This is a genomic window from Adhaeribacter radiodurans (genome assembly GCF_014075995.1).
Classification (GTDB): Bacteria; Bacteroidota; Bacteroidia; order Cytophagales; family Hymenobacteraceae; genus Adhaeribacter; species Adhaeribacter radiodurans.
On the sequence record NZ_CP055153.1, the window covers coordinates 4,049,432 to 4,072,977 of the forward strand.

Annotated in this window: 18 protein-coding genes and 1 tRNA gene; 11 read left to right on the forward strand and 8 right to left on the reverse strand. The window is 40.3% G+C overall.

The window, feature by feature from the left end:
- The first annotated feature begins 15 nt into the window (after positions 1–15).
- The 3 genes from HUW48_RS16290 (at position 16) to HUW48_RS16300 (ending at position 5,026) form a co-directional block, all read left to right on the forward strand.
- Complete coding sequence (locus HUW48_RS16290; protein WP_182411959.1) at positions 16–2,244, forward strand: alpha-galactosidase; 2,229 nt, start codon at positions 16–18, stop codon at positions 2,242–2,244.
- 115 nt (positions 2,245–2,359) lie between these two features.
- Positions 2,360–3,310 carry a carboxypeptidase-like regulatory domain-containing protein gene (locus HUW48_RS16295; protein WP_182411960.1) on the forward strand — a complete coding sequence of 317 codons (951 nt, stop codon included), beginning with the start codon at positions 2,360–2,362 and terminating at the stop codon, positions 3,308–3,310.
- A 144-nt stretch (positions 3,311–3,454) separates the two neighbouring features.
- Positions 3,455–5,026, forward strand: coding sequence for an IS1182 family transposase (locus tag HUW48_RS16300; RefSeq protein ID WP_182411961.1), 1,572 nt, complete (start codon positions 3,455–3,457; stop codon positions 5,024–5,026).
- 121 nt (positions 5,027–5,147) lie between these two features.
- Here HUW48_RS16300 and HUW48_RS16305 read toward each other — a convergent pair.
- Positions 5,148–6,295, reverse strand: a protein-coding gene (locus tag HUW48_RS16305; RefSeq protein WP_394368415.1) for an IS3 family transposase whose coding sequence is annotated in 2 segments (ribosomal slippage) — positions 5,148–6,019 and positions 6,019–6,295 — 1,149 coding nt in all. Because the reading frame shifts where the segments join, the coding sequence is not laid out codon by codon here.
- Positions 6,296–6,577: 282 nt separating this feature from the next.
- Here HUW48_RS16305 and HUW48_RS16310 point away from each other — a divergent pair.
- The 7 genes from HUW48_RS16310 to HUW48_RS16335 all read left to right on the forward strand — a co-directional run bounded on the left by HUW48_RS16310 (position 6,578) and on the right by HUW48_RS16335 (position 12,014).
- On the forward strand, positions 6,578–6,988 hold the full coding sequence (locus HUW48_RS16310) for a hypothetical protein (RefSeq protein WP_182411962.1): 411 nt from the start codon (positions 6,578–6,580) through the stop codon (positions 6,986–6,988).
- A gap of 303 nt (positions 6,989–7,291) precedes the next feature.
- Positions 7,292–7,696, forward strand: coding sequence for a Crp/Fnr family transcriptional regulator (locus tag HUW48_RS16315; protein ID WP_317173702.1), 405 nt, complete (start codon positions 7,292–7,294; stop codon positions 7,694–7,696).
- Between the two features lie 77 nt (positions 7,697–7,773).
- Positions 7,774–8,313 (forward strand): SDR family NAD(P)-dependent oxidoreductase, encoded by a 540-nt coding sequence (locus HUW48_RS16320; protein WP_317173703.1) that lies wholly within the window; start codon positions 7,774–7,776, stop codon positions 8,311–8,313.
- A 72-nt stretch (positions 8,314–8,385) separates the two neighbouring features.
- Positions 8,386–8,511: a hypothetical protein gene (locus HUW48_RS27510; RefSeq protein WP_317173704.1), complete on the forward strand. Its 126-nt coding sequence runs from the start codon at positions 8,386–8,388 to the stop codon at positions 8,509–8,511.
- 445 nt (positions 8,512–8,956) lie between these two features.
- Positions 8,957–10,531, forward strand: coding sequence for a glycoside hydrolase family 31 protein (locus tag HUW48_RS16325; protein ID WP_182411963.1), 1,575 nt, complete (start codon positions 8,957–8,959; stop codon positions 10,529–10,531).
- 154 nt (positions 10,532–10,685) lie between these two features.
- Positions 10,686–11,222: a DinB family protein gene (locus HUW48_RS16330; RefSeq protein ID WP_246343516.1), complete on the forward strand. Its 537-nt coding sequence runs from the start codon at positions 10,686–10,688 to the stop codon at positions 11,220–11,222.
- A gap of 324 nt (positions 11,223–11,546) precedes the next feature.
- The gene (locus HUW48_RS16335) at positions 11,547–12,014 is read left to right on the forward strand and encodes an SRPBCC family protein (protein ID WP_182411964.1); all 468 of its coding nucleotides are present in this window, start codon (positions 11,547–11,549) and stop codon (positions 12,012–12,014) included.
- 261 nt (positions 12,015–12,275) lie between these two features.
- Here HUW48_RS16335 and HUW48_RS16340 read toward each other — a convergent pair whose 3' ends face one another.
- The 7 genes from HUW48_RS16340 to HUW48_RS16370 all read right to left on the reverse strand — a co-directional run bounded on the left by HUW48_RS16340 (position 12,276) and on the right by HUW48_RS16370 (position 21,626).
- Entirely contained in the window at positions 12,276–13,184 is a 909-nt protein-coding gene (locus HUW48_RS16340; RefSeq protein WP_182411965.1) for a bestrophin family protein, read from the reverse strand.
- A 57-nt stretch (positions 13,185–13,241) separates the two neighbouring features.
- Positions 13,242–14,069, reverse strand: coding sequence for a universal stress protein (locus tag HUW48_RS16345; RefSeq protein ID WP_182411966.1), 828 nt, complete (start codon positions 14,067–14,069; stop codon positions 13,242–13,244).
- Between the two features lie 476 nt (positions 14,070–14,545).
- Positions 14,546–16,651, reverse strand: a complete 2,106-nt coding sequence (locus HUW48_RS16350; protein WP_182411967.1) for a polysaccharide lyase — start codon at positions 16,649–16,651, stop codon at positions 14,546–14,548.
- A gap of 1,102 nt (positions 16,652–17,753) precedes the next feature.
- Complete coding sequence (locus HUW48_RS16355; protein WP_182411968.1) at positions 17,754–18,782, reverse strand: alpha/beta hydrolase family protein; 1,029 nt, start codon at positions 18,780–18,782, stop codon at positions 17,754–17,756.
- A 68-nt stretch (positions 18,783–18,850) separates the two neighbouring features.
- A complete protein-coding gene (locus HUW48_RS16360) occupies positions 18,851–19,420 on the reverse strand; it encodes a Crp/Fnr family transcriptional regulator (protein ID WP_182411969.1) in 570 nt (189 codons plus the stop codon).
- 242 nt (positions 19,421–19,662) lie between these two features.
- A tRNA-Pro gene (locus HUW48_RS16365) sits at positions 19,663–19,736 on the reverse strand.
- A gap of 102 nt (positions 19,737–19,838) precedes the next feature.
- A complete protein-coding gene (locus HUW48_RS16370) occupies positions 19,839–21,626 on the reverse strand; it encodes an ABC transporter ATP-binding protein (RefSeq protein WP_182411970.1) in 1,788 nt (595 codons plus the stop codon).
- Positions 21,627–22,293: 667 nt separating this feature from the next.
- Here HUW48_RS16370 and nusB point away from each other — a divergent pair.
- Entirely contained in the window at positions 22,294–23,466 is a 1,173-nt protein-coding gene (gene nusB, locus HUW48_RS16375) for a transcription antitermination factor NusB (protein ID WP_182411971.1), read from the forward strand.
- The last annotated feature ends 80 nt before the right edge of the window (positions 23,467–23,546 follow it).

The window sequence follows — 23,546 nt, forward strand, 5'->3', positions numbered from 1 at the left end:
AAAATTCTAGTTTCTATGAACAATAATACCCGAAGTAGTTATTTTTCCGGCTTATTCTTAAAAGTAAGCCGTTTATTGGTTTTAATATTGCTCACGAATATGGCAGCTTTTGCTCAAAAAGCTACGGTTATTCCCATTGAAACGCAGCACTTTGGTATGGCGCTGCAGGTAGGTACCGACAAGCGGGTAGGTATTATTCACTTCGGCACCAAATTAAATAATAGCAGCGAATACCAGTATTCCCCTGCCATGTACCACCGCGGCGACGATTATTCCGGCATTTTAAACTCGGCGTACACGCCCAGCGGCTCGCGCAACCTGGTAGAGCCGGCCTTAGAAGTTAGGCACGCCGATGGCAATACTTCGTTGGATTTACAGTACGTGCGCCACAACGTGCAGAAGACCGATAATAACGTTTCTACTACCAGCGTGGTACTCCGCGATCCCGTTTATGGTCTGGAAGTTACTTTACATTACAAAGTATACGCCGCCGAAGACGTGGTGGAGCAATGGTCGGTGATAAAAAACAACGAAAAAGGGAATGTAACCCTTAACAAATACGCCTCGGCTAATTTGTACGTATCGGCTAATAATTACTGGCTGAAACATTACCACGGCGACTGGGCCAAAGAAATGCAAACCGAAGAAGTTCGCCTGACATCGGGCATTAAAGTACTCGACACCAAACTGGGTACGCGCGCCAATTTGTACCAACCGCCTACTTTTATGGTATCTCTGGACCGGCCCGCCACCGAAGACGAAGGCCGCGTACTGTACGGTTCCGTAGAATGGACGGGTAATTTTAGAGTTGATTTGGAAGTGGACCCCTTAAATAATTTGCGTTTAATTGCCGGGATTAACCCGCACGCTTCGGAATATACTTTAAGCAAAGGCCAGGAATTTACTACTCCCCTATTTTTATACACTTACTCCGATAAAGGGAAAGGCGCTGCCAGCCGCAGCCTGCACCGCTGGGCCCGCAAATACCGCATTATGCAGGGCAATGGTTCCCGTCTTACTTTATTGAACAACTGGGAAGCTACTTTCTTTGATTTTGACGAGCCTAAACTGGCCGAACTAATTAAAGATACGAAAAAGCTAGGCGTAGATATGTTCTTGTTAGACGATGGCTGGTTCGCGAACAAATACCCCCGCAACGCCGATAACGCCGGCTTGGGCGATTGGCAGGAAAACGTAAAAAAATTACCGCACGGCATTGGGTATTTAGTAAAAGAAGCTCAGAACAATCAGGTAAAATTTGGTATTTGGGTAGAACCCGAAATGGTAAACCCCAAAAGTGAGCTCTACGAAAAACACCCGGAATGGGTAATTCGGGAACCCAAACGACCTGAGCATTTGTACCGCAACCAATTGGTACTCGATTTAAGTAATCCCAAAGTGCAGGATTTTGTGTTTGGTGTTTTAGATAACATTATGACCAAAAACCCAAACGTGGCTTTCTTTAAATGGGATTGCAACGCGGTTATTTACAACGCGCATTCCGAATATTTAAAAGATAAGCAATCGCATTTGTACGTAGATTACGTGCGGGGCCTGTACAAAGTGCTCGAACGTTTCCGGGCCAAATACCCGGATTTGCCCATGATGCTGTGTTCCGGGGGCGGGGGCCGCGTAGATTACGCTGCCTTAAAATACTTTACCGAGTTTTGGGTAAGCGATAACACCGACCCACTGGAACGTATTTTTATGCAGTACGAATATTCTTACTTTTTCCCGGCCATTGCCCACGACAACCACGTTACCGACTGGGGCAAACAACCCATTAAATTCCGGACCGACGTGGCCATGATAGGAAAACTAGGTTTTGATATTGTAGTAAGCAAACTGGAACCAAACGATTTAAAATTCTGCCAGGATGCGGTAAGCACCTATAAATCGTTGAGCGACGTAATCTGGCACGGCGATTTGTACCGCTTAGCCAGCCCCCGCGAAAACGATTTTGCCTCGGTTATGTACGTAAACGAAGGGCAAAACCGGGCGGTTATGTTTAATTACCTGGTGTCTAATCGCTACGATGCCGGTACTCTATCGCCTGTTAAAATGGGCGGCTTAGACCCTAACAAAAAGTATCAGGTAAAAGAAATTAATTTGTATCCCGGCACCCAATCGTCAATTTCTGGCAACACCTCCTACTCCGGCAATTACCTCATGACGGTCGGCTTCAACCCCAACGTAAATGCCCGCCGTACCAGCGTTATTCTGGAAGTAACCGAAGCCCGTTAGATGTTGGCTTGTTCCGGTTATCGGTTGTTTTTGGCAGGATATATGGAATAAGGAAGTAAAATACAATGCAGATAAACGGAGTAACTCCGTTTATCTGCTAGTTAGCTATGATTTTATGAATAAAGTTTACTTCACCATAACCCTATTAACTTTTTTGGCAGCTATCGCTTCTTGCCAAGACAGGAAGAATATTGTTGTGACTGGAAAAGTTATTGATGAAAAAACAGGAGAACCCATTACCAACGCTGAAGTTGTTGTGCTAGGTTGGTATATGAACAATATAGATGATGCTTCCTTTGCTAAACAGAATTTAACGACAGATAAAAACGGAAACTTTAAAGCCCGTTTTGTGAAGGGGCATCAGATTGACGTAGCTTCAAAAGCCAAAGGCTACCAACCGACTAGAAGTTACAATGAATTAAATAAGAACGAGATTGTAGTTAATCTAAAGTTGGCAAGGCAACGGGATAACCCTACTCTGAAGTCTTTGCTCACGACAGATAATATTTCAGCAGAGCCTGGGAAAGAACCAACTTTTTTGAGAGTTCGGATTTACGGTGACAAAGACGGCAAAGAACTGGATTTTAAAAAAGCAGAGACTTTTGGATATGATTTCAAATCTCAAACTACCCATTCCGACACCACACAATCTGATATTTGGTTCAGAATTATTAAAAAGGAAGAACAGCCAACAACAATAGTAGCAGCACCAAATGGAGGAATTATCCCAATCCTCAATAAGGACGTTAACACTTCCTTGTTGTATGAAAAAACTATAGCACCTACATCGGGATATTTTTCACCTTACCGATTAAAAGGAGATGAAGCCGGATTCTTCGTGCTTTGTAGGGATGGCAAGTCCTACGGCAAAATCATTTTAGAGCAATCTGAAGTTGACCTCAGTTCCCCAGATGGCAAGGGTAGCTTCTACAAAGAGTTCGGCAATAATTTCAGTAGCATTTATCAGACAAACGGGACTAACGATTTATCATACAGCGTATCTGATATTGACCTTGAAGATTTTTTAGTGACTTTAGGTACAGATAGAGCAAAGAAAAAACCATAGCTAACAATGTATAAACGTCACCCTTCGGCCGACGGCCTAGCGCGTCGTTTACACTAGTCCGTCAGACTGTCTAATAACATAATATAATTTGTAACCTCCAGTAGGCTAAGTAACTAAACAATAAAGTACTAGCTCACTTACCTGATGAAGTTTATACAAAGTAGCCCACGCAGTCAAGTTCCTTTTTCCGGTGCCAGCCTGGAGGAGGCCATTTCAGCGGAGAATGAGGTGCGTTACATCGATGCCTTTGTAGACGCACTCCCGCTCCAGAAACTAGGCTTCCGCCTGGCGTTTACCGAGAATGGCCGCCCGGCTTACCATCCAGCCATCTTACTTAAGCTCTTTATCTATGGCTATCTCAATCGCATCCGCTCCTCCCGGTGCCTGGAGAAGGAATGCCACCGCAATATTGAAGTGATGTGGCTGCTGGGCCAACTCACCCCGGACCACAACACGATTGCCAACTTCCGCAAGAATTACCCCAAAGCCATCACCCAGGTCTTTCGGACCACCGTTCAAATGGCCCGTCACTTTCAACTGATCGGGGGACAACTGCTGGCTGGTGACAGCACGAAGCTGCGGGCTCAGAACTCCAAGAAAAATAACTATAACCAAAGCAAGATTGCGCGTCACCTGGCCTACATTGAAAACAAGCTGGCTGGCTTCACCCAAGCCCTTGCCCTAGTAGATAATGCCGCGGAAAGAGAGCAGATCACCCAGGCGATGACCAAGCACTTGCAGCGGCAACAGTATTACCGCCAGTTGGCTCAGCAGCTAAAGAACTCGGGAGAGGAACAGGTGTCCACCTCAGATCCAGAAAGCCGGCAGATGATCATCCGAAATACTATTACCGAAGTAGCTTACAACGTACAGACTACCGTAGACGCCAAGCACTGCCTGCCTATTGACTACCAAGTGACGAACCACAACGACAGTAAGGCGATGGGTAATATGCTGCGCCGGGCCAAGAGTATCGTTGGTCATAGTTCCTTCTCCGCTCTCTTTGACAAGGGGTACCATACGGGCTCAGAACTGGAAATCGCCCAACGGCTGGGTATCCGCACACTGGTAGCCATTCCAGCACCGGCTGCTAGTGCCCCGGACGCCAACTACAACCTAGAGCACTTTGCCTATGACCCTGCCAGAAATGTGTATGTCTGCCCGCAGCAACAGGTGCTTACCACCAACGGTAGCATCTACACTAAAAATCGGGGTTATTCCAACCAGACTAGCTTTTGGCAGTACCGCACCAGGTCCTGTAAAAGTTGTCTCGCCCGTATTCGCTGCACCACGGCTAAAAACGGCAAACTTATCGAACGCAACGTCTACTCCCCCGTTTTTGAAAAGAATCGAGCGAACATTACCGCCAACCCGGAGCTTTACAAGCGGCGACAGGCCATTGTCGAGCATCCTTTCGGCACCCTGAAAAGGCAGTGGGGCTACAGCTACGTACTCTCCAAGAAGGGCATAGCCCGTGCTTCGGCTGATGTGGGACTCATGCTGGTGGCCTACAACCTACGCCGGCTGCTCCACATACTGGGGATGCAGGCCGTTATGGCTTATATCCAAGCACGAGCTGCCTTACTAATCGGCTCCCGTACTAAAGTTAGCGTACAGTTGCAGCGATACATGGAAAATATAACAATAAGTCTAAACTGCTACTTTATATATCTTAAGAATACTATCTTTATGAAACTATCTAGCCGAGGTTATTAGACAAACTGCCGTTAGTGGCAATCAATAAAAAAATGAAAAGGATATTAGTTACAGGTTCTGTAAGTGCCCCATTTTTCGGACAGTGTAGATGAGACTATTCTCATTGTTTTTACTACCACTATTATGAAGTAGGAATGTGGTAAACTGGCTGCGCTGAAGGAGTGTGCTGGGGCGAGTTTTCCATATTCCCACTTCTGCTTTTCAGCAACCACTCGTTTGGGGTCAGATTTCCTAAAGCTTCATGCGGCCTACGGGTATTATATTCTTCTAGCCAATTTTCTGTCAGTTGCCGGACTTCCGCCAGTTCAAAAAACAGATAAGCATCTAATATTTCCCGGCGATAACTGCCGTTAAAGCGTTCGATAAAGCCATTCTGCATGGGTTTACCCGGCTGAATATAATGGATGTTAATTTCTTTTTCTTTACACCAGTTCGTAAAATCAACACTAGTAAACTCCGGGCCATTATCTACCCGGATGGCCGTTGGCTTACCGCGCCAGTCAATCAGCTGCTCCAGAGTGCGAATCACTCTTTTGGCGGTAATTGAAGTTGCTATTTCAATGACCAGTGCTTCCCGGTTACAATCATCTAGCACATTCAAGGTCCGAAACTTATTACCTGATGCTAAGCTATCACTCATAAAATCCATGCTCCAGCTACTGTTAATCTCTACCGGCTGCAGCAATGGTTGCTTTACTCGGGTTGGTAGCCTACGTTTTCCTTTTCTCTTTTTGTTGAACTTTAACAGTTTATAGATCCGGTATACCCGTTTGTGATTCCACGGCTGACCGGCTCTTTTCAGATAAGCTAACAGCTTCCGAAAACCATAAGCTGGATGAGCAGCAGCTAACTCCTGCAAGGCGGTAATCACTTCGGAATCATCTTTACAGCTCTTGTAATAAAATTGAGAACGGGTCAGACCAGTTAAGTGGCAGGCCCTGACAACGGGTAAGTCGTAGTCCGAGATGATTTCTGCAGTCAACTGCTTTTGCTGCCAGAGCCCCAACCTTTTTTTGTGATGACCTCCTTCAGGATAGAGTGATCCAAGCTTAAATCAGCATACATTTTCTTTAATCGGGCATTCTCCTCTTCTAACTCTTTGAGCCGCTTTACATCCGAAGCTTCCATGCCGCCGTATTGGCTCTTCCACCGGTAAAAGGTAGCCCGGCTAACTTCTAATTCCCGGCAAATGTCTTCTGTCTTCCGACCCGACTCATTTTCCTGTAGCGATTTGATAATCTGACTTTCGGTAATCCTTGTCTTTTTCATTTGTCCAGTTTTAAGGTATCCATTTTCTGTCTCCTTTCAAACTGTCCGATTTTTAGGGATACTTACAGTTCTTCAGGGAAGTTGGGGGAAAGAAATTGTTCGGCTCCTAAGAATCAATAGTACATAAAAAATGAAAATCTTGTACTTTAATCGATTTTTTCCATAATATCCTAGATATAAGAAAACTTACAATGAGTATTACTGGTAAGTTACTACCTATAAAATCATTCTATCATTTAAAATAATATTCTGCTAAATATCTATCACCACATCTTTACTATAATGAAAATCCTGAACTTTTATATTGTGCTTGCTTTTGCAATAATCTTTAGTAGTTGTAACGATGATGCTGCTGAGGTGATGCCATCCAAAGCTAAGGAGAATGCACAATCCATTAAAAAATTATTGAGTGATAATCAGAGCACTCTTAAATTTGCTAAAATCTATGAATATAACCCAGCAACAGGAGATTGGAGGTTAGCTGCAGATAGTCAATTATGGGTAGAGAAGGAAACTTTTTTCTATGTAGAGGGCAATTATTTCTTTCTAAATGGTGCATCATCTAAGACCTATCCAATAAATAATACCCCTACCCATCAAATGAGCGGCTACTATTATTTTAATTTAGAGTACCTGGTTGCTTTTGAAATGAGTGGCGATAAGGAGTTTATCTTTTTGTATTTTAAACATTAAAAATAGAGGCTAATAACTGTGGCTACCCACACCTTTACGGTAGCTGCCCCACTCCATAGCCCAGTCCGTTCGCCATCTTAATTCATCCACTTTTTACCAAATGGTAAACGCATCAAAATTTAGCTTGCCTATCTTTTGGCTATGAAAGAATTGATGGAATATATATTACAGTTTGGCAACTTAAATCAACAACAAATTAATCTGGTCGAGAAAAAGGCGACTGAAATACAACTTCAAAAGGGTACGTATTTTTCGTAAGCAGGCAAAATCCCCACCCAAGTCGGTTTCATTGTGGAAGGTGTTATGCGTGGTTGCTATTACAACAACAAAGGCGAAGAAATAACCCGATGCTTTATTAGTGAGAATAGTATAGTAGTGGATTATGTAAATTTTGAGGCCAATACATCCTCCACAGAATATTTACAAGCCAGTACTGACTGTAAGCTTATTGTGTTTTCCAAACCAAATTGGGAAGAACTCTCGCATACCATTGTGGGCTGGGATAATATCAAAAATAAAATGGTGCAAATATGTATGTTCCAAAAATCTAGAAAAGGCCCGGTAATATCGCAAGATGCCACTACCCGTTATTTGGATTTTATAGAAAACTTCCCAACGCTTTCTAACCGCATTCCATTGGCCTACATTGCTTCCTACCTGGGAGTTACGCAACAATCGATGAGTAGAATAAGAAAGAATATCCGTTAAACCGCTTTTTACCAAATGATAAATGATTTCATTTTTTAACGCAGCAATTTTGCTATGTAAAAGTTAAAATTAAAAAAATGAAATCAGCATTAATTACCGGAGCCAACAAAGGCATTGGCCTGGAAACAGCAAAACAACTTTCCAAACAAGGACTGTTCGTCTATTTAGGCAGTCGGGATATAAAAAAAGGAGAAGTAATTGTCCAAGAATTAAAAGATAATGGCTTCTTAAACGTAAAGGCAATTGAAATAGACGTTACCAAGCCGGACACAATTGCATCTGCCAAGATTATTATTCAAAAAGAACAAGGGCATTTAGATGTACTTATAAACAATGCCGGTATTAGTGGAGTTTTGCCGCAAAATGCGCTTGAAACAACCCCAGATCATTATAAAGAGGTTTTTGAAGTTAATTTATACAGCGTTATAAACGTAACCCAAACTTTTATTCCTTTATTAAAAAAATCGCCGGAACCGAGAATTGTAAATGTAAGTACCAGTGTGGGCTCCCTTTCCCTTCAAAGCAATTCGAACTGGCCGGCTTACGACTATGCCAAATATGCGGTATATGCTTCTTCCAAATCGGCCATGAATATGTACACAATTCATTTAGCTTAAGAATTACGGGATACGCCTTTTAAAATAAATGCGGTTTGTCCGGGTTATACCAAAAGAGATTTCACCAATTATATGGGCGGGGAAGTGGAAGAAGCCGGAAAACGCATTATAAAATACGCTTTAATCGACCAAAACGGACCAAACGGAAAATTTTTCAGTGAAGAAACAAATCCGGATACGGGTGAAATACCCTGGTAATAGAAGTAGAAAAATTATAAAGCAAACAACTTGTTATTATGTTATAGGGGCTGAAGTTTAGTACTTCGGCCCTTTCTTATTAAATTAGCTGTTGTGTAAAATTTAGCATTTATGTAATAATTGGCTTAACCACCCAAAGCCTTAAACCGCTAACTTTTAGTATTATGGCTAATTGCAATACTTTTTAGAACATAAACTCTATTAAGTAACCAGACAAATTTTAATTTCATATACCTGCTATCGGAATTTATGCAATAAACTACGAATAATAAATTAGTTAATTCATAAAATTCTAACATCTATTATCTCGATACTAGTGCCACTATACTTATAAGTAACCGGACAGAATTAAGACAATTATTTATAGCAAGTTGCTGATCATTAAAAATTTACTAAACGAACAACGAACAACTACTTACTATACCAAGACAAACAAATTATAAACATGAAGCTGATCACACTCCTCCTTGGTTTATTTATAACAGTATCGGCGTATTCTCAGGAGAAAACCGAAATTAAATTTTTAGAGGGCGAGAGTTGGTGGGTTGGTATTATTGACCAGGGGCATTTAATGCCGCTCACCAACAGTTTTAGTTTTGATATGGTTAAAGCGAACAACACGTATAATCAACTTCAGCCATTGTTTATTTCCAGTAGCGGGCGGTATATTTTTCCGGAAGAACCCGTAAAATTTACAATTAAATCGAACAGCCTGGAAATAGAGGGAGCTAGTAACCTTAAAGTCCAGACTGCCGGCAAATCCCTGCAAACTGCTTACCGGGAGGCAGCCGCCAAATACTTTTCCTTCCACGGCAAATACCCTTATCCGGATTTATTCCAGAAACCGCAGTACAATACGTGGATTGAATTAACCTATAATCAAAACCAAAAAGACGTACTAAAATACGCGCAATCCATGCTCCGAAACGGCATGCCACCCGGAGTAATAATGATTGACGATACTTGGCAGCATGATTACGGCGTTTGGGAGTTCGATGCCAATAAGTTTCCTAACCCCAAAGCCATGTTGGATACCCTGCACAGCCAAGGGTTTAAAGTTATGGTTTGGATATGTCCCTTCGTGAGCCCCGATAGCCGGGAATACCGAGAACTAGCCAAAGATGGAGGATTATTATTAAATAAAGAAGATTCCAAACCCAAGATGGTAGAATGGTGGAATGGCGTTAGCGCCGTTTTGGATTTAAGCCATCCAAACGGAGTTAAATGGTTTAAAGCCAAACTGGATTATCTGCAAAACCAATATGGCGTAGACGGTTTTAAATTTGATGCCGGAGATATCCGTTTTTATGAAAACGGGAAATCGTACGGCAATATTTCGCCGCATCAACAGTGTTTGTTATTTAACCAACTGGCGGTACAATATCCATTAAATGAGTTTCGGGCGGCTTGGAAAGTTGGCGGGGAACCGTTGGCGCAACGCTTAGCCGACAAAGCCCACAATTGGGAAGATTTACAAAAATTAATTCCCCAAATTACCCTGCAAGGCATTATGGGATATCCTTTTGCCTGCCCCGATATGATTGGCGGCGGGGAGTTTGGTTCGTTCCTTAATCTCGCACAAATTGATCAGGACTTGATTGTACGCTCCGCGCAATGCCACGCCTTTATGCCCATGATGCAGTTTTCGGTAAACCCCTTTCGTATTCTGGATGAAAAGCACATTAAGGCGGTTAAAGAGGCTGTTGCGTTGCGCAAAAATTTTGTACCCACCATTATGGCTTTAGTGAAAAATGCTGCCCAAACCGGGGAGCCCGTTGTACGAATGATGGAGTACGAATTTCCGCACCAGGGCTTCGAAAAGATCAAAGATCAGTTTATGTTGGGAGATAGTTATTTAATTGCTCCCGTACTGATAAAGAATGCCACTACGCGTAAAATTGTGCTGCCCAAGGGAAAATGGAAAGACTCCAACGGTAAAATATGGCAAGGCAACAAAACCATAGAATACCCAACTAAACTCGAAACCCTCCCTTATTTTACTCGACTTGATAAGCATTAGAAAATATTAATTGCATGGCATTTTTTAGTAAATGTGGCAGACAAAATAGAATATTCAGCCTGATGTCCATTTAAAGTCACAATAAATTTTAAGTAAATTTCTGTCCTGAAATTTTTTACTTTTAAAAATATTACTCCTTGTTCAATATAGAATTTTGAAAGACGAATCGAAAAAGATAGTTGCAGATTTTACCTTTACCATAGATATTTGGCTAGCCGAGTTAGAGCAATATACTCTTGATCAATTGCTTATAAAACCTTCTCCGGAAAACTGGTCAATGGGGCAGGTTTACGTGCATTTATTAGATGCTACCGCTTTTTTTATGGAACAAGTTAAAGCCTGTCTGATTACGAATAGCCATGCAGCCGAAGAAGCAGCACCCGTGGCAAAACTTATGTTTCAAAATAATAGTTTTCCGGACGCAGTTTTGGAAGGGCCATCTTCCAATGCGCATACTCCGCAACCCGCTAGCAAGGAACAACTAACCCGAGATTTAATTGCTTTAAAATCCGAAATAACGCAACTTGGAATTTTACTCCAGAGCAGTGAGATTACAGGTAAAACTAAACACCCAGGGTTAAAATATTTTAATGCGCAGGAATGGTTACAATTTGCTGAAATCCATTTTCGCCATCATCTAAGACAAAAGCAAAGAATAGATGACTTTTTGAACAGAACGGCTGCATTCTAATTTACTAAATAACGTGAGTTTTATGTAAGCACTAATTTTAACTACCTAAACAACCTATAGCCGTGTTCGCAAGCAAAATTCTATTTTCAGTTCTTGCTGTCCATTTCAGTCATCCTGAAAGGATCTAACCAGTAGGTAGCCGATTTCTTTCAGAATGACGTGCTTAGAGAAGGTTAGCGCTCTATTCTTTTTTAGCTCGAATTCACGTTAAATATTGTTTTTAGCGAACTTTGGGCTCAATGTTATTTTTAAAAATTTATTAGCAATTTTAGATTTGTACTTATTATTCATTAGACCTCTTTCACCTTAACCATTCAGTTTCCCGTGGCAGACAATATAATCGATCTAACAGCAACAATTAAAATTTCTAAAAGCCCCGCAAAGGTATTTGCCTACTTATCTAATTATACCAACGATAGCTTATGGCGTAAAGAAATTAACTGGGTAAAGTTAAATACCGGAACAATTGCAAAAGAAACCGTAATAACCGAAGAATCTTTTTTATCGCGCCGGGTGCCAAATTATGTTTCAACCTTACAGTGCACAGATATTCAAAACAACCGGCTAATTACCAGTGAAACAATCCCCGGCAACCCGTTCTGGGCCAAAAACACCCGGATGGTAGAACCATTACCCAGTAATTTTACGAAAGTAACGTACCAGCTTCAGTTCGACCGAAATATTGTAAAGCATGGCCTAGGCTTTAACTTGCCTAAATTTCTGGTTAATTTTTACACCCGTTCTACCATGAAAAAGTACCTGGCGGTATTGAAGAAAAATTTAGAAAAGTAAAAGTTCATTTCTTGTATCCAAGTTTCTATCGGCTACTATTCCTTTATAAAATCAAAAAAAGTAAACAGGACCGGTTTGGGTACTTTATACTTATTACGTTAGCAGTAAAGTCTTAAGCAATAGAACAACAATAAGTAAAAATATTTTTGTCCTTCAGGAGGAACCTATTCCGCTATGTAGCCAATTAGGTTCCTCCTGAAGGACGGGAAAAATCATCATTCCATAAACCAATATTATCGAAGACTTATTTCTTTTAACAATTTACAATACATAAAAACTTTCTGCTTTAATTTTTTCTGGCACTTTATGGTCGTTTATCATTTGTTTTAGGTTTCGTTCAATGGTGCGGGCAATAGTGGTTACCGGGGTATCGGTGGGTTTATTTTCAAAAGGGTCCTGCAAGTGAATGGCCATTTTCTCAATTAAAAAGAAAGATGCCGCAATAATAACCACCATCGGAATCTCTAAAATCCCAAAAGTATCCAGCAAAGAAAAGGGCAGTAAAAGAATAAATATAAACAGCGAAAAATGGATGTATAAACCATAAGTTACCGGGAATATGGTGTTTTTAATTCGTTCGCACTTACCCATAGAGTCGCACAAGCGCGTGAGCGTATCGTCGAGTTCTACTTGCTGGTATTTATTTACCTGACCTTCCTGCAACAATCTTTTCAGGTCGCGACCATGTAATTGCAGCAGGGCATTTGGTACGTTATCGTGTTTGCTCACAAATTCTAATTCTTCCGGCTCCAGGTATTTATTTAACCGGTTTGTGGGCGATTGATTGCGCAACGACTGACCCAGGCTATAGCACCAGGCAATTTGCCGGTTAATAAACCGGTCCTGAAAATTTTTAACGCTTACCGAAACGTACGGATCGGCCATAAAATAAAGCAGTTGCCGCACCAAAGTCCGGGAGTCGTTTACAATGGCGCCCCAAACAATGCGGGCTTCCCACCAACGGTCGTAAGCCTGATTTGACTTAAATGCTAAAAGTAAGGAGAGCACCGTACCTAATACCATGGGTACGCTCAGCGGAATAGACATACTTATACCATGCAAGTACTTATCCCAGATACCAATTAATGTGGCGTAGATTACCACAAATGTTACCTCGTACTTTACTTTTCCGAAAACGTACGAGATAGGAATATTTTTTTTGAGTAACATAGTTTTATAGATATAAAGGCAATTACCGTGTATAGCCTTTGATTGGGTAGATAAAGGTTAGGCAATAGTTAAGAAGGGCACCCTGGTTTGTTTGGCCACGTCGCTCGAAATTCTTTTTTTATGAAAAAAATTGCTAAATAATTTCTTTTTGCGGCCGGCTACCAGCAGATCTACTTTAAACTCGTCCACAAAAGTGTAAACTCCGCCTCTAAAATCGTTTTCCTGAATTAAATGAACCGAGCAGTTTTTCTCTTTAAGTTCTTTGTTTAAGTATACCTTTTTGAGTACATATTCTAGCTTTAAGATGTCGGTACCCGGTTTAAAAATTACCAGGAATGTTACGTAATAATCTTTACCCGAAGTTAGATTAAGAAGTAATTCATCCACCAGCAAGGTATAAGTATCATCTGTATCCAGAACGTAAGCTATTTTTCGGAAACGGCTGGCTTCGGTATCGTCAGGAATGTACAGCACCGGGCAGGAAACTGCTGTTACCAGGCTACTAAACAACTCTACCCCGTTGGGCACCGAAGATTTAGAATCTTTTACCGGGCACAAAATAAGGTCGATGTTATTATCCTGTACAAAATCTCTAATCTTTACAGTGCTATCGCCGTAAAGAGGTACAACGTCCAATTTACTAATTTCTACGGCGTAAGATTTTCGGATGCGGTCTAGTGCTTTTTGGAAAGGAGTATGAATATTTGCCAGTTTATCTTCTTCCCGCGGTAGCATTATAAGATCCGTTATAGAATCTGGTAGAGGAATAAGTTGCAGTAAAATAATCTGGCACGTTTGGCCTTGCATAACTTCAAGGCCATATTTAATCAGGTTTAATGATTGGGTGGTTAGATCCGTCGGGATTACTATTTTTTTTACAGACATAAATTTTAAGTTTAATGAAACAGTGCAAGTAGTTTTGATGCAAATGTTCAAACCTAAAATTAAGCCCCAATTAAAGACACATTAAAATGTTGTTAAACTGATTTAGTAAATATTAACCTAATTTTTAATGCCATTTTAAGGAATACTTACTAATATTCATTAAACACCCTTTAAATAAACAGTCTATTACCTTAAATCCCTTTTACTTTATACTTTTTATTAGTATTCCGTAATATTTAAAACAAACCAGATTTTGAAATTAAAATAAAATTAAAAACCAGTTGTTTTATAAGCCTGTCAAATTAAAATTTCATTAAAGGATAAATTAAATACATTCATTTTAAAACAGCTAAATTTAATTTTATACCATAAAGAACAGTATTCCTATATTATTAAACTTGCATACAATAAAAAAGGCTCTGGTATTTTCAACCAGAGCCTTTTTTATAAAGAGTGTATATTTGAGTACTTTAAGTCTATTTTAAAATTATACCATCTGAAACGGAGGTCGACATTTTACCAGCGGCATTTTTAGTTTGAGCTTTCACCCATTTAGAACCAGCTCCGCTTGATAATGTCCAGGCTCTGGTAGTTTTTACTGCCTCCCAAGCGGTCCAGTTGCTGTTGGCATTGTCGTAGAAGCGGATGTGGGTGGAGTTTGTAGCGGTAACATTTAGCGTAACCTTAGTAGAAGTGGTACTAGCCGCATTGTTATTTATTACCATTTTTACCGTTGGAGTAGCATTAGGGTCGCTTACAATAGGGTTTTCTAAGTTAATACCATCCATTACGGTAGTAGACATTATGCCTGAGGCATTTTTAACTTGTACTTTCACCCATTTAGAACCAGCCCCGCTCGATAATGTCCAGGCTTTGGTAGCAGCTATCGACTCCCAAGCTGTCCAAGTGCTATTGGCGTTGTCGTAAAAGCGCATCTGAGTGGCATTAAGGGCAGTAATATTTAAGGTAACATTAGTAGTAGTTGTAGTAGCAGCATTATTATTAATTACCATGGCTACACTTGGGTTGGCATTTAAATCGGCAATATTTGGATTTTGCAGGATAATACCATCTGATACTACTTCGGACATTACTCCAACAGTATTTAACACTTGTACTTTTACCCATTTAGAACCGGCTCCGCTCGATAAAGTCCAAGGTTTGATTTCAGTTACTGGTTCCCAATCGGTCCAGTTGCTGTTGGCGTTATCGTAGAAACGCATGTGAGTAGCATTTACTGCTGAAATATTAAGTCTGGCTTGGGTAGAAGAAGTAGAAGCGGAGTCACTGTTAATTACCAGTTTTACGCTTGGGGCACCTGATCCGTAAGCATTAGAGTTTACTACTTTAAAGCTTACACTAGCCGTTGCAACAGCATTTCCGGTGGCATTAGCTCCACTGAAAGAAGTGGCTTTTAAAGTATAGTCGCCAGAGGCAGGTAACCAGTTGTTAAAGTTTCCACCGGCATCTCCGAATAAAGAATAAGGGGCACCTGACTGAATCATTTCCTGGTTTTCGGTACCTGATAAATTAAACTTTACACTGCCTACCGCCGAGGCAGATGTTGCCTCAATATTTAAGTCGTAAGTTGGTAAAGTAGCTAAGTCAAAAGTAGAACCTTCGGTAAGTTTTTGTAAAGGTTGGTCGGTATTGGCGTTAATCAAGGTTAAAGTTAAAGGTTCGTTACTTGTTGGTTTGTCTACAGTGGTAGAGTCAGTGGGAGGAGTAGTTGGAGGAGTTACCGCTCCAGAAGGAACAACATCTTTATAAGTAGCTTTTTCGTTACCAGCCCGTACTTCGTCGATGTAAATTACGCGTTTAGTAACTTTATACCATCTTCTTTTATAGATACCAGTTTTAAAATAAGGGTAATTTTTATCATTATAGCAGTTAGGGCCTTTATAATCTACTACTTTCACGCCGTTTTTCCATACTTCTAACACTCCGTCTGATTGGTGAGAAAAGTTAAAATGGTAAACCATATCTAACCACTTATCTTTTTCTAAAGGACCTAAGTCGAAAACTTTTTTACCGCTTATTGTTGTATTAGTATTGATAGATTTAGTAGCCCAATAGATTACAAAGTTTAAACGACCTTTACTTACTACTAAAGACAAGGGGGGTAGACGTGCCGCCTCACCTGCATCTTCTACGGCATGCCACTGCGAGATAATATCCCAACCTTCAGGGTTATAATCGTTTTCCCAGGCGTTGCTTGGCAAATATAAGCTGTTACCGTACCAGCGATTACTGTTTGTTTCGTAAGGCAACAAAATTTCAGAACGAATCTGGCTGTCGCTGCTTCTCATTTCGAATTTAGCTGCTTTAGAACCGCTGCGAACAAAATCGCTGTTAATAGCAAATCCGAAAGAAGTATAAATTTGTTTGTTAAAATAAGAACTTAAAGTAGGCTCAAATTTAGCTTCCGCTAATAAATTGTTTCTGCCTTCGGAGCTAAAAGCATTGCTTGCAGCAGTTTTTTCGGCGTACGAATAAGATTGCATTTCTTCTAATTCGTCTTTCTGACAAGAAGTAGTTACAATTGTTAAGAAAGAAAGGGCGATTAGTAAAAATTTTTTCATAAAATAATTTTGATTACAATAAGGCATACCTGTAGCAGGATAGTACCGGAACTATTTAAAAAATTTAGATTTTACTTATAAAAGATAGAACAAATTTATAAACTATAATTTTTTATTGATCTTTGTTCTAATGTTATTTTTAAAAAATGTAACAAATTCGATATTTATCTTTGCTGCTATTCTTAATTTCTGATACAAATTTAAGGGACGAATTTTTAACCACAAAATAGCAACTCGAAATATTTATGCTATTTATAGGTATTTCTTTGAAATGTTATATTTATTGAATTAAATCCGGGTAAAATGGCTAAAATTTTGTCATTATAAAGCCCCTAAATAAATTTTTACTATTTTAACAAAACTAATAAAAGCATTAATTTACCAGAACATTTACGCTTATCTTAAATAGTATTTATATTGAATTTATTGGATTTACAGTCTCTAAAGGGCGTTAATTGCAGCAGAAATTTACAGTTTTATGGCAATTCAAATAAGTAAAGCCATGCTATAAGTTGAGAGTAAGAATTTTATACAATAAAAAGTACCATGTTTTCCAAAGAAGCTGTTTAGTATTTGTAATAAGGTCGAAATACGTCGTCATTGGTAGTATCCTCATCACCAATGCTGGATATCTTACCACAATTCTTCTGGTAATATCTATTTAAAGCGCTGTAACTAATAAAATTTAAAAGTCTAAACAGCTTCAAAGTAAAGAGACAAATTAAATTTAAGGTGATAAGTTGGGAAAAGCTTCCCTCCTAAGTTTAGGAAAGATAGAAATGGTTGTTTTCCTATTAAAGCTGCCAGTGAAAATGAATATTTATTGTTGTCCAGGTACATATTTAAATACTCCTGATTAAGTTTTCTATTTAAAGAATAACTTTTAGGACTAACCCTTAAACATTAGAGCTGTTCCGCCTCTTTAAAAAAGTAAAAATTCTGGCTGAGGAGGTGTCCTCACAAACTTATAGGGGCTGGCAACGAACTAATGGATTGCCGAAATTCCTAATAATAAATAAACTTCTAAAAGGCGAAACAGTTTCGATTTTTTAAAAAATAAGAAATAGTAAGTAGTATTGTTTTTTACTACTTACCTGAGCCATTATTTCAAATTACTCTTAAAGAAACTTACCGCTAAACTGGCGGTTTTTGCGTGTACCTGCCCCCTGTTTACCGAATCATCGTCCTTAAAATAAGTAGCATCCGATTTTTTAACTTCTTCAATGGCATCGTTGAGCATTACATAATGCCCTGCTTTACCCGGAAATTCAAAATAGCCTGCTCCCGATAGGAGTTGGTGGTAATGGCGGGCATTGGTTTTTACCGGCGCTATGCTGTCGCTTTGCGCACCAATCAGGTACACGGGCTGCTTTACCAGTTTTACCTGTTGTTTGCCGGTGAACCCGGCTCCTAATGCGGGCGAAATAGCGAAAAAAGCTTTTATGCGCTTGTCTTGCAAGGATGGCACGCGTTTACTGGCGGTTATCAGCGAACTATCATCAAAATAGCGCGCTATGCCGGGAAGTTCGGGTATTTCTGCTTCTTTGTGCCCAACAGTTTTATAAAAAGTAATGAGCGTGTGGTAGTTTAGCTCCGCTCCTGCCAGACACAGAACAGTATAACCGCCTATAGAAAAACCAGCCGCTCCAATTTTTTGCGGGTTAATAATTTTACAAAATTCAATATTCTGCAGCAAGGCGGTTAAAGCAAAACTAATATCTTGTGGCCGTTCCCATGGTTTTAAGAACTCTAATGGAATTTTGTTGTAAAAGGTATTTCCCCAATGATCTACGGCCGCTACAATAAACCCGCTTTGCGCCAGTGCCTGGGCCAGCCACTCTAAGGTAAGCCGCCCCCCACCGGTACCGTGCGAAAGTAGAATTAAGGGATATTTACCCGTAGGCAAGCGGCCATTCCGGACGGTATACTGCCGAATAAATGGAGAAAATACTTTATCGCTTTTTTGTACGCTATCTGTGGTAGGATACCAAACCTCGGTAACTAGTGGACGATTGCGGGTTGGATCGTTTAAGGGCAAGGTTCGCTGGCCTATATAAGTAACCCTATTACTTTGCGCAAAAGTGACACCGTGAAAAAACAACAAGAAAGCGAGAATTAGTAATTTGTTCATAGTTGACGTTTTAAACTACCAAATCAAGAAAATTCTGACCTCCTAAAAATTGACAAATGTCAAAAAATTTACTTTTTTGTTTTTAAGCGGCTCAATGTTTCCTGCGAAATTCCCAGGTAATCGGCTACAATTTTAGAGGGCAGCCGTTTTATTATTTCCGGGTGATTTTGCATTAATATATCGTAGCGGGCTTTGGCATTTAAAGTAATAAAACTTTCTATCCGTTGAATGGAAGCAATATAGTTGCGTTCTAAACTGACGCGGTACATGGTTTCCCAACCGGGCACTTCGCGCAGCAAAATTTGCTGGTCCGGGTAACTAAGCAAAAGCAACTCCGACGGTTCTAAACTCTCCACGGTAGCCACCGACGGCTGATTTAAAATAAAACTGGGAAAGGCCGTACCCATCTGGCCTTCAAACAACAAAAAACGCGTGGACTCGCTTCCATCCTCGCCGGTTAAAAACACCCGCAAACAACCCTTCACTACCAAATACAAATGTTTGGCTATACTACCTTTGGGTACCAGAATTTCGTGGCGCTGAGTAAATTTTAGTTGGAAACAACTGTTCACTAATTGTTCCTGTTCCGGGGTAATTATAATCTTTCCGTCCAGGTATTTCCTTAAAGCTGGATGCATAAGGTAAAGTAGTATTTAGCCAGGCTAAATTCAAACTTTTAATTCTAAAACCGAAACTATGATAGCGACTTAAAAACAGGAATTAGGAAATTACTTAAGAATGCGCATATTCTTGGATATTAGCAACAGGATCCATCCTTTTTATATCATAGAAAAAACAAAGTTTTCAATTTCCGGAATGGTTTTACCAAGCTACCGAATAGAAAAGGCCTTAAACAACTCGTTTAAGGCCTTTTGTTAAGTCGGAGTGGCGGGATTTGAACCCACGACCTCCAGCACCCCATGCTGGCGCGATACCAGGCTACGCTACACCCCGATGGCTGATTGATTTATGACTGGTCAGCAAATCAACAAATATTTTCCGAAAAGATAAAATGCCGGAGCCGGCTTTTTTCTAAAAAATTTACTTAATTCTGTACTAGTCCTGTTCTTCGGTTTGTAACTGCCGTTCGTATAGCGCTTTGTACAAGCCTTCCTCGTCTTCCATAAGTTGCTGGTGCGTACCGTGCTGCACTACTTCGCCGTCGTCGAGTACCAGAATCTGGTCGGCTAGCTTCACCGACGATACCCGGTGCGAAATAATAATGGAGGTTCGATTGTGCATGATGCGTTGCAAATTATTTAAAATTGCGTTTTCGGTTTTAGTATCTACGGCACTCAACGAATCATCTAAAATAAGAATAGCGGGTTCCCGCACCAATGCGCGCGCCATGGAAACCCGTTGCTTTTGCCCTCCCGATAAGGTAATGCCGCGTTCGCCCAACTTAGTCTCAAACTTTTCCGGAAAACGCATTATATTTTCGTAAACATCGGCATCTTTAGCAGCTTGCACCATTTGTTCTTCGGTTATTTTAGCGGAGCCAAAGCCAATATTATTCCGAATACTGTCCGAAAAAAGAAAAACATCTTGCGGCACGTACCCAATTTGGCTGCGCAGCGTAGCAATTTCATAATCCCGAATATCTATCCCGTCAATTTCAATGCGGCCGCTGCTGGTATCGTACAAGCGGCACAACAAGGCCGCTACCGTACTCTTACCCGAACCCGTATTTCCTAAAATAGCCAGCGTTTCGCCGTGCTTAATCCGGAACGATAAATCTTTTAACGCGTGAATACCGGTATCCGGGTAGGTAAAGTTTACGTTTTCAAACCAAATATCACCCGTAATTTTTTCCTTAACATTCTTCCGCGAAATAATATCGGTTTTCGTTTCCAGAAACTCGTTAATGCGGTTTTGGGAGGCGGCGGCACGTTGCACCAGACTGGTGGTCCAACCCAGCGACGTTACCGGCCAGGTGAGCATGTTTACGTAAATTAAAAACTCAGCAATGTTACCAGCGGTAATGCTGCCGTTCATCACTTCTTTACCGCCTACGTATACCGTAATAATAGTACTTAAGCCAATTAAAAATAAAATCAGCGGAAAAAACAAGGAGTTCACAAAGTTCAACTCTAATGATTTATCTTTGTACAAATCGCTGGCACCTGTAAAATTCTTATGTGAATCGTCTTCGCGCACAAACGATTTTAAAACCCGGATACCGGAAAACGCTTCCTGCACAAAGGTGGTAATCCCCGATAAGCTTTTCTGAATTTCGTCGGACTTCCGTTCGATAATCGTATTTACGTAATAAATACTCACCGATAAAATAGGCAAAGGCAGCAAGGTGTAAAAGGTAAGTTTGGCGTTAATGGTAAACATATACGGCACCACCAATAAAAACAGCGCTACCAGGTTAATGCCGTACATAATGGCTGGCCCCAGGTACATACGCACCCGACTCACATCTTCGGAAATGCGCGCCATTAAATCGCCGGTGTTGTTGCGGCGATAAAAGCTAAGCGGTAAAGTTTGGTAATGCGCGTAAATCTCGTTCTTCATGTCGTTCTCAATTAAGCGCGACATTACAATAATGGTTTGGCGCATGTAAAAAGTAAATACCCCTTTGAGTAAAGCCAGCAGAATAATAAGGCCACCGTACAACGTAACATTCCAGGCAAACACTTTATAAATTTCGGCTTGTTTACCCGTGCCTTCAAACAAGTGATATTGATTAATGCCTTCTACAATTAAATTAAAGGCATAGCGCACAATCTGGGCCGGTATAATGCCGAAAATATTAGAGATGATGATAAACAGCGTTCCCAGCAACAGGTGCCATTTATATTTAAACAGGTATTTATTTAAGTATTTAAGTGATTTCACAAATAAATTTAGTTTAAAACATTTACCATTTACCAATTACCATTTATCATTTACCAATTCTACACAGTAAAAATATTATGATTTGGTAAATGGTAAATGGTAATTGGTAAATGATAACTGGTAACTGTAAAAAAAGCTTTAATTTCGCGCCTCCCTTCGGAAACTTACCGTACTAACGAAGATTACAAAGATAAGGTAAGCCGTTGGCATTTCCGTACGCGATTTACCTGTGCAAAGTCTAACTTTTCCGGTAAATTAAACAGAATGTACCGGGGCAGCTATTTTCCGGACCTATTAACTGAATGAGGAACAAAACAATTAAATAAACAGAACAAAATTCAAAGTCTGGATGTTTGACAAACCGGACTACTAAATAAAGATGAGCCAAACTTAATTTCAGAACCTGCTACTAAAAGTAAAAACCAGGGTAGCAGTAACATAAGAATGAACAACAATATTCCAGCAAGGTAGCACGCACTTACTTCTAATTTTAAAAGAAGTAGGAACTGCCTCTCCCCCCCTGTTTTTTAGGGTAGAGGGTTTAACGGGGCTACCGGCCAAGAGTCAAAACCAAAGCAGGGAAGGCTCTAAAGTAAGTCGATAGAATTCTCGACTACAAAAAATAAAATTTACTAAATAATTACTTACCGTTCTTTAACATACTAGAATGCTTAACCGCAGAACATTACGAATCAAGGCGATGCAAGCCATTTACGCCTACATGCAAGCCGAAGGTTCCGATTATCTTTTGGCTCTCGACGAAATCGAGAAAGATTTTGCGCCCGACTTAAACTCGATGGTAGTACAGGACCGGAAAAAATTAGAAGGTCAGAAAAAAATTGCTACCCTCTTATTTAAAGAGTGGTACGAAACCCGCCAGTTCGACACCGAAGAAACCGACAAAGACATTATTGATGCGGTAAACAGCGCTATCCGGTTTTACCAAACTCAACTCAAAAAAGACTTTAAAGTGTATGGTAGCCAGATGGTACAAGCCGTTGAAAAAATATACGACCACTATCTGAGTATCTTGCAAATAACAGATGTGTTGGTACGCTTAATCGAAAACGAAGAAGAGAAAAAAGCCACCCGCTTTACCGAGAAAAAAGAACCCAACTACAAACTATTCCTGCACAACCAGGTAGTTCTAAAACTACTGGCCAACAAATCGTATCAGCAACGCCTTATCCGGCGTAACATTAACTGGGGCTCTGATACTGATCAGATTCGGCAATGGTACAAAAACGTATTAAAGCCCAACGAAACGTTTTTAGCTTATTTAACAAATTCCGAACACACCTACGAAGAAGATCACGAGCTGGTAAAGTTTATCTACAAGGACTTAATTTTTAAAGACGAAACCTTGCAGAAATATTTTGAAGAGCAGGACATGAACTGGGCCGAGAACAAACCAATTGTGAAAAGCCTGGTAAATAAAACCATTAAATCCTTAGAAGAAACCGCTTCCGACGATTTGCCTCTGCTGGATTTATCACCGAATTGGGAAGACGACAAGGTATTTTTTGAGGATTTATATAACCAAACCATTCAGGAAGATGCCACCTACGAAGCATTTATTACCGGACAAATAAAAAACTGGGACGTAGAACGAGTAGCACTGCTGGATAAAATTATTTTGAAAATGGCTCTTTGCGAAATGCATATTTTTAGAAGCATTCCCGTAAAAGTAACTATTAACGAATATATAGAAATATCAAAAATATACAGCACGCCTAAGAGCAAACAGTTTATTAACGGCGTACTGGATAAAATTGCCCAGGAACTCACAGATAAAGGAAATATCCGGAAATCGGGCCGAGGCTTGATTGACAATAAATAAGCCCACAAACCAGTTAGTCTTTTAAAGTTTCGATTTTTAAACGTAAATTGAGGCTTCAAAAGGCTAATCAGAACCTATAC